Origin of the sequence: Listeria monocytogenes ATCC 19117, from assembly GCF_000307025.1 — a bacterium.
Classification (GTDB): domain Bacteria; phylum Bacillota; class Bacilli; order Lactobacillales; family Listeriaceae; genus Listeria; species Listeria monocytogenes_B.
In genome coordinates, this window is record NC_018584.1 from 2,004,440 (window position 1) to 2,019,193 (window position 14,754).

The window sequence follows — 14,754 nt, forward strand, 5'->3', positions numbered from 1 at the left end:
AACTTTACTTACGCTTACGAGCAATCACTCGAATTGGCGTACCCTCAAACGGAAATGCCTCTCTAATCCGGTTTTCTAAGAAACGTTCATACGAGAAATGCATTAGTTCTGGATCATTAACAAATACAACAAACGTCGGTGGTTTTACAGCCACTTGTGTTGTATAGAAAATCTTCAGTCGTTTACCTTTATCCATAGGTGATGGGTTCATTGCAACGGCATCACTAATAACATCATTCAGCATACTTGATTGTACACGTAATGAATGGTTATCGCTTACTTGATTAATAAGTGGGAATAGGTTATTTAAGCGTTGTTTTGTTTTCGCAGATACAAAGACAATTGGTGCATAGCTTAAGAATTGGAATTGCTCCCGAATATCTTCCGTCCATACGTTAATTGTTTTTTCATCTTTGTTAATTGCATCCCATTTGTTTACTACAATAATAATCGCACGTCCGGCATCATGCGCATATCCAGCAATTCGTTTATCTTGCTCACGAATACCTTCTTCTGCGTTGATAACCACAAGAACAACGTCTGAGCGTTCAATTGCTCTCATTGCACGTAAAACACTATATTTCTCTGTGCTTTCATACACTTTCCCACGTTTTCTCATTCCGGCTGTATCAATCATGACATAATCTTGGCCATCGAAAGTATAAGTTGTATCAATTGCATCACGAGTTGTACCCGCAATATCAGAAACAATAACACGATCTTCTCCAAGCAGTGCATTTAAAATAGAAGATTTACCAACATTTGGTCGACCAATCAAACTAAATTTCACTGTATCGTCTGGATATTCTTCCTCTTCTTCTTTTGGAAAATGAGCCCGAACAGCATCAAGCATGTCGCCAAGCCCTAGCCCATGTGAACCAGAAATTGGATACGGTTCACCAAACCCAAGAGAATAAAAGTCATAAATTTGATCTCGCATTTCTGGGTTATCTACTTTATTAATCGCTAAAACAATTGGTTTATTAGACCGGTAAAGAATTTTTGCTACTTGTTCGTCTGCATCGGTAACCCCTTCACGACCATTGGTAATAAAAATAATTACGTCTGCTTCATCAATTGCGATTTCCGCTTGTGCGCGAATTTGCTCTAAGAATGGTTCATCGGAAAGATCAATACCACCTGTATCAATAATGTTAAATTCTTTTCCAAGCCATTCCGCTGAATTATATATGCGGTCACGTGTCACACCGGGAACATCTTCCACTATGGAAACACGTTCACCAACGATTCTGTTAAAAATAGTCGATTTGCCAACGTTTGGACGTCCGACAATCGCTACAACTGGTTTTGCCATTATTTCACCTTCTTTTTTCTCGAATCCTATTTATCAAACTTTCTTTAGTTTATCAGTAAAACAGCTTACTGGCAATGAAAAGTTCGATTTGAAAAAGAAAAAGAGCCCATGGGAACAGTCTCCCTAGGCTCTTTTGCGTACAATTATTTATCGTCGTTTTGAAGACCTTTTAATTTATCACCAATTAAATCGCTCATTTGGAATCCAGTGTTTTCTTCTGGAAGTTCATAATCAGCTTCTTCAACTGGAGCATCTTTTAATTCTTTAATGCTTAATGATAAACGTTTGTCTGCTTCATTTACTTCAAGTACTTTCACTTCTACTGTTTGCCCTTCTGAAAGGACTTCTTGTGGTGTCCCAATATGTTCATGAGAAATTTGAGAAATATGAACCAAACCTTCTACTCCTGGGAATATTTCCACAAATGCACCAAAAGTAACTAGGCGTACTACTTTTCCTTCTAAAACAGAACCAACTGGCGCTTTTTCGGCAATGCCGTCCCAAGGTCCAGGTAAAGTCGCTTTAATAGAAAGAGAAATACGTTCATTTTCAGGATCAATCCCAATAACTTTAACCGTTACTTTTTGACCTTCTTCTAACGCTTCTTGTGGTGTTGCAATATGTTTATAAGAAATTTGTGAGATGTGAACTAATCCGTCCACGCCACCAATATCAACGAATGCACCAAAATTAGCTAAACGTTGAACAGTACCTTCAATCACGTCGCCTTCTTTGATTTCGCTCAGTAGCGCTTGCTTTTGACTAGCTTTTTCTGTTTCCACAACTGCACGATGGCTTAAAATCACTCGGTTATTTTCTGGTTCAAATTCTACTACTTTGAAAGTAAGAGTAGTTCCTTTGTAATCTGCGAAATCTTCCACAAAATGGTCTTCCACTAAAGAAGCTGGAACGAACGCACGAACACCTAGGTCGACAACTAATCCACCTTTAACAACATCACTGACTACTGCTTCAAAAACTTCACCAGATTCGAATTTAGCTTTAATATCATCAGATGCTTTTTCTGCATCCACTTTTCGTTTAGATAAAACAAGTATATCGTCTTCTACTTTAGTGACAATCAAATCAAGTGTGTCGCCAACGCTCACAACGTCAGAAGCTGTCTCCACATGTATATTGGAAAGTTCACTTATTGGAACGACACCATCAAGTTTGCTACCTGGAATACCAACATAAACTTGTTTATCTTCCACGCTTGTAACTGTGCCAGTGACTTTGTCTCCTTCTTCAAAATTTCTAACTTCCACATCAAATAAATCTTCAGACATGTGTAGCCCTCCATTCGTTAGTCGAATTTTAGGAATTTCTAATTCAGAAGCAACCTTCACGCTTGCTTCATCTGCTTGACTAGTTTTCCTAGATAGGCAAATTCCGATTAAATAAAGAAAAATATCAAATACACCTTCTGTAAAACTGATCTTCCAGCTAGAAAATCCTTTCAAGATACTTTTCACAAAGTAAAAAATCTCTCTTATAACATCCTACAAATCCAGACATTTGTCAAGCTCTTTTAAGGGGTTGGAAAAGCCTACAGGGCGTGAAATCGCTTCGTTTGTTTAGCCTTTCACGGTTAAATTAAAAAAGTGCTACATTTCCATTTAGTTAAGAAAATGTAGCACTTTTTTGCTAATTATTGATTTTTAGTTCTGCTAGTGAAAGAATTTTATTGGCTACTTCATCAATCGACATTGATGTTGTATCTACTTCAATGGCATCATCTGCTTTTTTTAAGGGGGAGTGTGTTCTTGTATAATCTAAATGATCTCGTTCTTCAATTTCTTTTTTGAGTTGGCCTAAGTCTCCAGCAAAACCTTTCGCCATATTCTCTTTATAGCGACGTTCCGCTCGTTCTTCTACGCTTGCTAGTAAGAATATTTTTAGTTCGGCGTTAGGAAGAACTGCAGTACCGATATCACGACCATCCATTACAATTCCGCCTTCTGTAGCAAAAACTTGTTGACGTTCTTGGAGTGCTTCACGAATAGACGGGTGTGCGGCAACGATAGATACATGATTGGTCACTTCTAAAGAACGAATCACTTCTGTGACATTTTCTTCACCTACAAATACTTGTTGTACTTCGCCAGGTTCAAAACGAATAACTGTTTTTTGGAGTAAAGTAGCTATAGCTTTTTCGTCTTCATATGCGATGTTATTTTTTAAAGCGATATAGGTTACTGCACGATACATGGCACCCGTATCAATATAGACAAAGCGCAATTTTTTTGCAACGATTTTCGCCACCGTGCTTTTCCCAGCCGCAGCCGGTCCATCAATCGCGATACATATCTTTTTAGTCATAAAATAAAACTCCTTTTATCTGAAATTGGTTTGATTAATTTCTTCTTGTGATGCTAAAAGTACCATTAATTTCATCCGTGCTTTTTTGCTATCGTAATCTTTTCCTAAAATAACGCCACGATTATACAAGTCAAACGTGCTACCTTCATAATCATATGTAGTATATACATTTCCTTCTTCCGCACTTGTTGTTATGACAACTGGAATTCCCGCATCTAATGCTCTGATAATAGCTGGCATCATTTTTGGCGCCACTTGCCCTCGTCCAACACCTTCTAAAACGATTCCTGATACGCCACTATCTATCGCTGCATCAATAAACAAACCATCTGCACCAATATAACATTTAATCACAACCACTTCTGGTAAATCAAGGCGAATATCAAAACACTCATGCTCCAGTGGTTTTTGATACAGAAAAACTTGGTCATTATCAATAATACCCAGATAGCCAAACCCAAAAGCACTAAAACCTTGTATGTTGGATGCATGAACTTTTTTTACATATCTCGCTGCAAAAATTCGTTCATTGAAAACAACGACTGTCCCAGCTTGACGTAAATTTATTTCACACGCTGTATAAATTGCATGACGAATATTAACATAGGCATCTGTCCCTGGCTCCTCAGGTGCTCGCTGAGATCCAGTTACTACGATTGGTCGCGCATCGGTTACTGCAAGATCAAGAAAATAGGCTGTTTCTTCTAATGAATCTGTTCCGTGCGTCACTACTATTCCATCATATGTTTCATCCATGAAGATAGATTCGATAAGTTGCTTCAGACTGATTAAATCAGGTAGCGTAATGTGCATAGATGGTAATTGGAAAGTAGAATAGATATCAATTTGAATTTCTGTTGGTAATTGGCATAATGCAGCTAATTCTTCTCCAGATAATTCTCCTGATGCAAGTTTTCCTGATGCTGTTTTCTTACTTGCAATTGTACCGCCTGTTGTAATTAGTGCTACTTTTGCCATGGTTATTCCCCCCTACATTTTCCTTTTAAACAAACAAATGAGTCTCGGAAGCGTTTCCCAGACCCATTCAGTGTTGTTTATTACTGTGGAATTGTTAGAACTGTACCAACTGGAACATTGTCACTTCCTAGTCCATTGGCTTGTTTAATTTTTTCTACTCCAGCAGCTGCCCCCGCTTGTCCATATGTTGAACGTGCAATACTATAAAGGGTGTCCCCAGCTTTAACAGTATGAGATCCTCCAGCTTTTTGCTGTGAGGCTTCATTCGCTTTTTGCTGCTCAGCTTTTTCAGCAGCAGCTTTCTCGGCAGCAGCTTTGTCAGCCGCAGCTTTTTCTTCGGCAGCTTCTTGTTCTTTTTTTGCATTTGCAGCTTTCACTGCATCTTCTTCTTGTTTTTTCTTATCTGCCGCAGCTTTTTCTTCGGCAGCTTTTTTCTCTTCAGCTGCCTTTTCAGCCGCTGCTTTTTCTTCGGCAGCTTTTTTCGCTTTTTCTTTTTCTTCTTTAGATTGCGTGTTGTCAGATACATTTACGGTTGATTCTGTTTCTGTTTTCACTTCATTTGATGAACCCATATTTTGTACTGTTACAAATACAATCACGATAACGATTGGTATTAATAGAAAAAAAACAATCAATAAATTAAGTAATGGGTATCTAAAAATGGTTTTCTTTTTTCCTCTTCTGCTATCAGAACGGGATAACATTGGCGGTTCATTGTTGAATTCATCTTGACCTTCAGAACTCATATCATAATCAGCCGGTTCTTCGTATTCCCGTTTTTCTTTTCTTGTTTTTACCACTCAAAGTTCCTCCTTTAGTGCTTTCTAAACTTATCCTATGCACTATTATTGGCACAGAGAAGTGTTACATATGATGTTAATAAATGAAATACCTTTGAAATAATTATACCCATAAACGCAACATACAACAACACTTAAACCACTTTTTTAGAAAAAAAAGCAAGAATTATTATAATTTAGTACTTCTGGCATAGAATTTATGTTGATTTTATATAGATTACTGAACAAAATAATAACAATTTTTTTACTTTTAAACAAGTCTTTTTTTCACAAAAAATATGAAACTATATAGTTTTTGTCAAATTTCGTAACAGCAAAACTATTGCAATAAATAAGCTAAATAAGCTTCCCATGTTGGAATTTCTTTTTGCTGTGTTATTGGTCTTTTTTCAAAATCGATTATTTCTGCTCCATCCAAATCACAACAGTTTTCTGGGGTGACTTCTAACGGCGTTTCTTCAAAGTATCGTAGAATATAATTACGGCGACAATCCGTTGTATGCAGATACCCAATAAATTGTTGTAAATTAGCCCGCTTCCATTTTTTTCGATAATCCATTTTGTCGGTTAATTCTTTCGTACTTAAACCACTTCTTTGGTAGTATTCAATAAAACGTTGCTCTGTTTCAGGTAACGTTTTGCGTTGTTCATTCGTCAGATTCATTAAGTTGGCATCTGGGATATCTTGATCGGCTAATTGCATTTGAATGAATTCATCTCCATTCGCGTATAAGAGAATCGCCACACTGTTTTCGCCATCACGACCTGCTCGACCAATTTCTTGCAAATATGCTTCCAAATCTGCAGGCATATGATAATGAATAACATAGCGAATGTCAGCTTTATCTATCCCCATTCCAAATGCGCTAGTGGCGCAAATAACATCCAGCTGCCCGTAAACAAATTGTTGCTGAATAATAATTCTATCTTCTGTATCCATATCCCCGTGATAATAAGCTACTCTTAAATCAGCAATTTCGCTTAATTCATGCGCAATGCTTTCCGCTAATTTTTTACTAGAAAAATAAATAATTCCGGGTGTTTGTAGTTTGCGAACAAGCGCATATAAACGGTCTTTTTTTACATGCTGGTTAGAAAATTTCTCCACTTGTAAAGAAATATTCGGTCGATTAACAGAATAAACAATTTGCACACAATCCGTTAGATGTAATTGCGTTAAAATATCTGCTCTAACTTTCTTGGTTGCCGTAGCTGTCAGCACCATAGTCACAGGAAATTCGGCTTCTTGAATGAACTTACCTAACATCAAATAATCAGGGCGAAAATCATGTCCCCACTGCGAAATGCAATGCGCTTCATCTATGACAAATAAGCTGATTCTTTGTTTTAATAGTAAGTTTTTCACCGTTTCATTATTTAGCATTTCTGGTGATAAAAAAATAAATTTATATAAATGAATGTTTGCAAGGACTTGCCCTTTTTCTTCTCGTTTTAAAAAGCTATTAAGCGCTGCTACTCGCTTTTCTCCGTGAGCACGCATTCGCTCCATTTGATCTTGCATAAGGGAGAGAAGTGGAGAAACAATCAATACTAATCCATCCATCAAATGACCCGCTAATTGATAACAAATGGTTTTTCCTGTTCCAGTAGGTAACATAGCAAAACAATTTCGCTTTGCTAAAGCTGTTTCAATTACTTCTTTTTGGCCAGGGCGGAACTCATCAAAACCAAGATATTCTTTTAATTCCTTTTCTAAGTTCACTGCTTACCCTCCCTACTAACAACTGCTAACCGAATTTGATAATAATCCAAATCAGGAAACTCCGCTTTTATTTCACGCAGTAAATTCCATTTCTTTGTAATAATCGTTTGGATGATTGTCTCTTCTGGTAAATAAGGAACATTCGCTTCTTTCAAAGTAGCTCGGATTTCTACAAAGTGATCATGGATGGTACTCTTTTTCAAATTCCGAATTCGCTCGATTGCTTCTAAATCAGCTCCATTTTGCCATAATACATAGGTTTGCATGGCAGAACTAGTTAACCCATTGAGCTCATCCGGTACAAGACTAGCTAGAATCGGCCATTCTTCGGGGGTTTTTTTCATCGCTATAAGCAAACGGTGAACCTCATGGAGCACCTCAAAATAAACGTCCCACTTCTCCACTTGATATTTTGAGGCAATTTGTTCTGTAGTATAGCCCATTAATTCGCCCCCAGAAAAACGTTCCACTAAAAACGCTGGTCGAGCAACTGCTAATTTATTCATCCATGCAACGAGTTCACCGTATAACTGATTCGCTAAATTAGATTTATCTCGGTGCTTCACCCAATGCTTAATAAATTGTTGGACTTTCTTATCACGAATAACTGGTAAATAATAGCTTTCATGATGATGAATGTTACTAACAACTTGAACTGCGAGTCGCAAATGGGCAAAAAAAGCAAAAGCTTGCCCTTGAAATGTAAAACCTTGGAAGTTTGGGTAATCATTTTCAAACATAGCTACTAGTTGCCCTTGTGTCACATAACCATTTTCAGTAGAAAGAATGCTACCTTGGTGCACTAATTCCGAAATTCGTTTTTCTAAATAGCTTGCTTTTAAATTTGGCACTAGTCCAAATAAATGTTGCATTTGAAAAAGATGGATATCTTGAACAGCTTGTCCAGTTCTTCTTCCAGCTAAAACAGTATGTAAAAATGGTAATTTTCTAGGTGTGATACTTTTTTCTAAAATTGTCATAATATAGTTATCTAGCTTATCCAAGACATGTCCACCACCTTTTTTTGTACCATAATCATAACACAGAAACACTTGTTCTACATTAATTTTTCCGAAAAAAACTTTTTCAAAATATGGTACAATAGAAAAAGAAAAAATCTGGCTGCAAATAGTTATTTTAGAAAGGAAGCGTAGAAAATTGAAGTATTGTCTTGTCGAAAAAGACACTTGTATTGCTTGTGGCGCTTGTTCCATTCATGCACCTGATGTTTTTGATTATGATACAGAAGGTCTTGCCTTTAATATATTAGATAATAACACTGGAACAAAAGTAATCCCCGAAGACTTGGTTGAAACGGTTATTGACGCAGAATTTGCCTGTCCTTCGCTTTCTATCAAAGTTTCCGATAGTTCATTTCATTAATAATACACGAAAAAGGAAGGTTTCCGCTGTTTGGAAACCTTCCTTTTTTATTTTTAATAAATATTATTTCACTTTTCGTCTCCTTAGAGCAAATCCCCATAGAAGCATTGCTAAACCAGTCAAACAAAGGCCAGCCCATAAAACCCACTGATTTGTTTGATCTCCTGTTTTAGGAATGAGTTTGATATCGTTGGAGTTAGCAGCGCGTTGATTGTTATCTTTTACGCTTCGTGGTTCATTATCTTGTAACCCCGCATCTCCTCTATTTTCAACCTGAATAGTAGCAGTTACTGACAACATTTGTTTCCCTGCGTCTTCAGTTCCTTCATTTGGATCTACTGAATATATAACTTGGTATTTGCCTGCTTTGTTCAGATTTACTTTTCCTTGCACTTTTACTTGTGAAAATGGAATATTTTTTCCATCACGTCTAGTTGCTTGAATAAAGCTATCTTTCGCGTTCCATTTCTCGCCTACTTTTATGACACGATCTTTCACCATCAAAATAGAATGGTTTTTCAAAACAGTGACCTTAGCAACAGCTTTCACACCATCGTATACATAGCTAATTTCATATGTTCCCGGTGTTTTGCTATCAACTTTACCTGCGACAGTAATATCTTTGAATGCTACTTTTTCACCTGCTTTATTCGTTGCATAGTCAAAATTATCTTTCGCATTCCAACTATTTCCAGCATAAAAACTACTATCATGAATTTTTACAGTCGTTTTTCTTGGTTTCACGGTTACATTAATCGTGGCAGAAATACCGTCATAACTGTAGGTAACTTCATAGACGCCTGGCTTTGTTACATCCACGGCAGGATTTTCTTTGACAGTAATATCTTTCCATTTCACTTTTTGACCAGCTTTATCGAGCGTATTGTCCCAATTATCTTGAGCTTTCCAATTATCTCCAACATAAATCACTGAATCATGGGCTCGCACAGCTGTTTTGGGATGTTTAACAATTACTTGAATGGTTTTGGTAATTCCAGCATAAACATATGTGATCGGGTATGTTCCTGCTTGACTTGTATCAACAGTTCCCAAGACTTGTACGTCATTAAAGGATACTATATTTCCATCCTTATCCCTAGCGCTATCAAAATTATCTTTTGCTGACCAATTATCATCAATATACAGAATAGAATCATGTGCATTAATAGCTGTTTTGATTTCTTTCACAGTTAAAGTAACAGTAGTCGAGGCACCATCATAATTATAGGTGATTTGATATCTGCCTGCTTTGTTGACATCTACTTTAGGCTCTTCTTTCACTTTTATATCAGCAAAAGAAACTGGCTTCCCGTCTTTATCAACTGCATTATCAAAATTATCCGCCGCTGTCCATGCTTCTCCTACATAGATTGACGAGTCATGCCCATTAATTCCTTTTTTATTTTCTTTTACAGTAACAGTAATTGAACTTACAGTATCTTCATACTTATACGTAATCGTATATACGCCTGCTAGGTTTGTGTTTACTGTTCCAATAACCGTCAAATCTTTTAGACTCAAGGCATTGCCATCTTTATCAAGTCCACTGTCAAAATTATCACCTGCTCGCCAAGTGTCGCCAGTATAAATTGTCGAGTCGTGTGCATTAATTTCTGTCAAATTTTCTTTAACTTCAATTTTAGCTTTTTTAGACACTCCTTTGTACGTATATGTGACTGAATAGATTCCTGCTGTATTAGTATCAACAGATCCTTCTACTTGGATGTCTCCAAATGGAACTGTTTCACCTACTTTGTTTAGCGCACTATCAAAGTTATCAGTTGCCGTCCATGTATCACCCAAATACAAAATAGAATCATGTACATTGACAGTTGTTAAATCTTTTTCAACTTTCACTTGAATAACTACTTCCGCTGTTTTCCCATTTTTAGCAACTTGATAGGTCAACGGGTAAGTTCCACCTTGGTTAGAGCCTTCTTGGATAGCTTTTAATTGCTTGGCATCCACTTTTACGGAACTAGTACAATCTTGTGCAGTAGAAAGTACACCTGTCTTCACTTCTTCAAAACTAGCTGTTTTTGCTAAAGTAATTGCTTCCGTTTCAGTTAGCTTATTTGAATCTTTGTATTCTAAACTAAAATTCATTGCGCCAAGGATAAGTCCCTCTTTTTGGTCTATCGTAGCACTTGGCTCAGTTATATATACAGGTGCAGTAGATTTTTTCTCTGTATCAAAAATATCTTTGATTGTAATACCAATATCAGTTGTTGCGATTGCTTTGTTTCCGGCAGAAATACCAACAATTATTCCAGAACCATCATTAGCAGTTTGTGTAGTTGCTAAAGTCGTATCATTGCTAGTCCATTTGTAACCATCTGTAATCGCTTGAATATTGTGAAAGAACGACGGTTCAATCGTATCTTCTACCGCTTCTCCACTAGTTGCTCTTACTTTCGGCAATGTTACTTTTAAACTTTTACCAGCTTGTACGATTTTGGCGCTAAGATTAACTTTAAGATCATTATCCGGCGCGTATTCCATGTAACCAGCATTAATGTTTTGTGATACCGGTTGAGCTGGATCAATTTCTTTTACCCAACCTTTGTCTGTACCCTTATTGGATACAGTACTATTTATCGTATTATCTTGCCCCACTTGTTTCAAAGTAAACTGATTTCCAGCTCTTTCTGGAAACTTCACTGCATATTTCCCGTAAGATAAATTCAAATTGTAATTAAAGGTGTATTTTCCATCAGCATTAGTTTTAACGCTGACTGGCTCACCATTTTTCAAGAACGGCTCATAGTTAGAGGTATTTTCATTCCATTTATAAAGTTCAACAGTTTCGTTTGCGAGTGCTGTATCTCCTTGAGCTTTTTCATACAAACCATTTGCATCTTTATCTTGGAAAAGAAAACCGCTTGCTTCTAAAATAATTAATTCTGCTCCAACTTTAGTTCCTGGTAATGTTCCAGAATAAGCATTCGTAGTTACACGATAGTAAGGGTTATATACATCGCGTTCACTTATTTTATTTCCCTCTGTAGCAGAATTAAAAGTTTCATCTACTTTTAGTGGAACTTTGATTGTTTGTGTTTCACCGGGATCAATCTTTGTCTTCACTTTGATACGAACCATGTTGACTTTCCCATAATCAGAGGGAACAGCGCTATAGACACTTTCTGATTCATAGTTATTTTTATTTGCTTCTGTTGCATAACTAATATCAAATTGTGCTTTTTGTTCATCTGTTAATTGCACAGCATCATTTAGTTTCATATCCCACTTAAATGTCTCCGTTTGGAATTTAGAACCAAAATTTTGTCCGGTCTTTGGAATTGGAATATAGAGTTCAAAAGCACTTGCTATACCAGTAGATGTATTTGTAACACGGACTGTATAATCCGCTTCCGTTCCTGGTGTAAAATAGGAAACTGTACTATCGTCACCTTCTACATAAGATGCTTTTGCTCCTTCTCCAGCCAAATTTAAGAATGTTTCTACTGTGACTGCATCTTGCTTTGGAACACTTAAAGTACTGCTATTCGCAGAAAGCAGACGTTCATTTTCTATTCCATTTTGATTGACATCAAGACCTGTATCCATGAAAGTATTCGCAGCTGTAGCAACTTTTACATTTGGGCCTCCCCAAGCAAGAAGTTGTTGGATGTCAGTATGAAGACTTTTATCTAATGTTACATCAATCGTAGTATCATAACTTATATTTAAAAATTTATGTTTAGAAGGATAACCAACATACCTACCAACTGTTGCATCTTTTGTTTTTAAAACATACACTTTCTCTCCATTCTTGGCGGTTTCTATTTTAATAGAGAACTCAATCTCTTCTCCATCTTGATCCGTTAACTTAATAGAAGACGGAAGAATTTTAGTACCATCCAATTGACGAAGATACACTTCAGGATCATTAAGGACTGTACGTGTCCCGTATGGATAGTTAAATAATACCAATGTAGCTTTTGTAGTAAATTTATCTCCAGCTCCAGCAGTTTTGATTACTTGTCCTTGTTCATTATAAAAATTAGCTGTTCCGTTCGCCGCTGTCGTAATATTATCGGCAACACTATAAACAGAAGTACCCGAGACTTTCGTATTTACTTCATCTGCCTCATCCCAAATGGATACTTTAAATTGAACAGAAGAAATGCCTGGTTTAACAATACCATAGGAGTTTGTTGATTCCTCACCAAAACCACCAGATTCTGAGTAGCTTGTATATCCTGTAGAAAAATCGCCTACATTCGCTTTCACCTCAGTAAAGTATTCTCCTGGTTGAAGTCCGACTGCATCAGCTTCTAAGATAGCAATATTTTTCATACTATTCTTAGGAAGATTCCCATTGTATGTTTGATAAGTATCATCAAAATTAGTTTTGTATTGAATATTAGTGATATCATTATCTTTTCTATTCCCATCAAATGGGATGTTAACAATTGAAGCTTCCCAGTTTGAATCAAATTCAATTTGGAAGACTTGATTAGTTTTTGTCCCGGCAGTATCTTTATTATTAATTCGAACATTCCCTGCCCAAGTTTCATTATCTGGATTAATATTTTTGTTTCCCACGATTAGTGCCATTTTATTTTCGGTCGAATCTACAACTCGGCAAGCATCTAACGTTGCCTTAGTTGTTAAATCTGTAGAATTGTTTGTTAATGCATCAGATTCAAATACTTTATCGTCATATGTCGTGATGACTGCATGTGGCACTTTAGGAGCGGTATATGTTCCTGCTGGCGTTCCTTTTGGTATTTTATATTTTATCGCATATACCGTATCTGTTACTCCTTTAAAGTTCTGTTGTTTAAAATCGAACACCACTTTATTCTCTTCCGGATAATGAGTAATCGTAGTATTAGCATTCTCATTTAAAAGTGCATATTTTTCATTTACTACCCCGACATATTCCATACCTTCTGGATAATAAAGGGTAGTCGAGACATTCTTAGGTGAAAAGATATTAGTTCCTCTTTCATCTACTTGATTCATTCCATTTACAACAGAGTAACTTTTTGTATATGCATAAGAATCTTCATCATCTGTACTCGCTAATACATCAGGTGTTCTAAAAGATTTATACCAATTTCTGAACATAGTACTTACATGTGTTTGATTAGCATAACCAACCACTTTATTTCCTTCTGCACGAATTGCTTTTTCTTCTGAAGCAATCGCCATTTTATTATCTCCCACAAAAGCTTCTACTTTAATAGGGGCTTTTAGATCAGTTGCACCATAGTATTTATTAGCATCTACACGAACAGAAAAGTTAAAACTTACTTTTTCAGTTCCTGGAGTAAGTTTATAATTAACTGTCCCGAAAGTAGCTTTATCGTAGGTTGTTTCTTTGTTTGGAATAGTAACGGATGTTATTGCAGTACCAATCGGGTCCCCCGCACTTAAACGATTTATCACCCCAGAGTCCACACCTGTTGGTACTTGAAAACTGCTGGGAACGGGAATTGATACAAATCTCATACCGTCTGGCAGTGTGAATTCCACCTCTTTACTAGTAGATGTACTATTACTAAAGTCTACTGTAACATTAACATCTTTGATATCGCCATTTGCCCAAGCAGTACCATCATAAGCAGGAATATTTAATGTGACAGTAGCATCATTACCTGATTTTAGTTGATTATTCTTTAGAGGTGCTTTTGTTTCATTTTGTTTAACTGAATCTTTTGATTGGTTAGCTTCTTCTTTTTCAATTATTAAATTTTTTACTTCATAGGAGGCTTTAAATGTTTTAATCTCTGTTTCTTTTCCTTCTATGTTTTCTTTATAGCTAATAATAAAATTAACATCACCATTTTTTTCAGCCGTGTACTCGGCTTCTTTTCCCTCAATTTTATTACCGTCTGGTGTTTCAATACTTAGAATTTCAACTTGATTATTATTAGATGTTGCTTTAATTTTAAGCTTTGCTTTCTTTTTATCTTTTGAAAGCTCTTCTTGAACTTCATAAGAAAGTGGTTCTTCGCCTTTTTCTTCTGCAAATGCTTGAAAAACCGTTAAATTTAGTTGACTTACTACTAGTAAACTTGTTATTAGCATCATCAAGGAACGACGTATGTACAACGATTTTATCATATTAGTTTTCCTCCTTCTCATATTCTGGTTGTTTTTATTAACAAATCTCCAAGAGATAATTTAATATTATCAGACGATTTTATCGAGTGTACATAGTCGCAAAACACCTTATTAAAAAAAACAGCACTATTCGCAAATTCATACAAATATTTGTCACA

General features: G+C 36.3%; 9 protein-coding genes. 1 reads left to right on the forward strand and 8 read right to left on the reverse strand.

The genetic code is table 11. From position 1 onward, the window contains the following. Positions 1-4 precede the first annotated feature (4 nt). From der to LMOATCC19117_RS09940, 7 genes are all read right to left on the reverse strand, one after another. A complete protein-coding gene (der, locus tag LMOATCC19117_RS09910) occupies positions 5-1,315 on the reverse strand; it encodes a ribosome biogenesis GTPase Der (RefSeq protein ID WP_003727996.1) in 1,311 nt (436 codons plus the stop codon). Between the two features lie 143 nt (positions 1,316-1,458). Further along, positions 1,459-2,604, reverse strand: coding sequence for a 30S ribosomal protein S1 (gene rpsA / locus LMOATCC19117_RS09915; RefSeq protein WP_003727995.1), 1,146 nt, complete (start codon positions 2,602-2,604; stop codon positions 1,459-1,461). 358 nt (positions 2,605-2,962) lie between these two features. Further along, the gene (gene cmk / locus LMOATCC19117_RS09920) at positions 2,963-3,637 is read right to left on the reverse strand and encodes a (d)CMP kinase (protein ID WP_003725930.1); all 675 of its coding nucleotides are present in this window, start codon (positions 3,635-3,637) and stop codon (positions 2,963-2,965) included. Between the two features lie 15 nt (positions 3,638-3,652). Next, positions 3,653-4,615, reverse strand: a complete 963-nt coding sequence (locus LMOATCC19117_RS09925) for an asparaginase (protein ID WP_003723587.1) — start codon at positions 4,613-4,615, stop codon at positions 3,653-3,655. An 80-nt stretch (positions 4,616-4,695) separates the two neighbouring features. Next, the gene (locus LMOATCC19117_RS09930) at positions 4,696-5,415 is read right to left on the reverse strand and encodes a LysM peptidoglycan-binding domain-containing protein (RefSeq protein ID WP_003725931.1); all 720 of its coding nucleotides are present in this window, start codon (positions 5,413-5,415) and stop codon (positions 4,696-4,698) included. Positions 5,416-5,734: 319 nt separating this feature from the next. Next, positions 5,735-7,138, reverse strand: coding sequence for a RecQ family ATP-dependent DNA helicase (locus tag LMOATCC19117_RS09935; RefSeq protein WP_003734414.1), 1,404 nt, complete (start codon positions 7,136-7,138; stop codon positions 5,735-5,737). After that, positions 7,135-8,142 carry a helix-turn-helix domain-containing protein gene (locus tag LMOATCC19117_RS09940; protein ID WP_003734413.1) on the reverse strand — a complete coding sequence of 336 codons (1,008 nt, stop codon included), beginning with the start codon at positions 8,140-8,142 and terminating at the stop codon, positions 7,135-7,137. Before LMOATCC19117_RS09940 ends, LMOATCC19117_RS09935 begins: the two co-directional genes overlap by 4 nt. 154 nt (positions 8,143-8,296) lie before the next feature. Between LMOATCC19117_RS09940 and LMOATCC19117_RS09945 the strand changes: the two genes are divergently transcribed. Then, positions 8,297-8,521, forward strand: a complete 225-nt coding sequence (locus LMOATCC19117_RS09945) for a ferredoxin (RefSeq protein WP_003740630.1) — start codon at positions 8,297-8,299, stop codon at positions 8,519-8,521. A gap of 63 nt (positions 8,522-8,584) precedes the next feature. On the opposite strand, the gene LMOATCC19117_RS09950 is transcribed toward LMOATCC19117_RS09945, so the two are convergent. Beyond that, positions 8,585-14,596, reverse strand: coding sequence for a bacterial Ig-like domain-containing protein (locus LMOATCC19117_RS09950; protein ID WP_003734412.1), 6,012 nt, complete (start codon positions 14,594-14,596; stop codon positions 8,585-8,587). Positions 14,597-14,754: the final 158 nt, after the last annotated feature.

What these genes read in the sequence shown, in the direction of transcription:
- der (WP_003727996.1), bottom strand. Translation starts at nt 1,315, where the DNA reads ATGGCAAAACCAGTTGTAGCGATTGTCGGACGTCCAAACGTTGGCAAA.
- rpsA (WP_003727995.1), bottom strand. Translation starts at nt 2,604, where the DNA reads ATGTCTGAAGATTTATTTGATGTGGAAGTTAGAAATTTTGAAGAAGGA.
- cmk (WP_003725930.1), bottom strand. Translation starts at nt 3,637, where the DNA reads ATGACTAAAAAGATATGTATCGCGATTGATGGACCGGCTGCGGCTGGG.
- LMOATCC19117_RS09925 (WP_003723587.1), bottom strand. Translation starts at nt 4,615, where the DNA reads ATGGCAAAAGTAGCACTAATTACAACAGGCGGTACAATTGCAAGTAAG.
- LMOATCC19117_RS09950 (WP_003734412.1), bottom strand. Translation starts at nt 14,596, where the DNA reads ATGATAAAATCGTTGTACATACGTCGTTCCTTGATGATGCTAATAACA.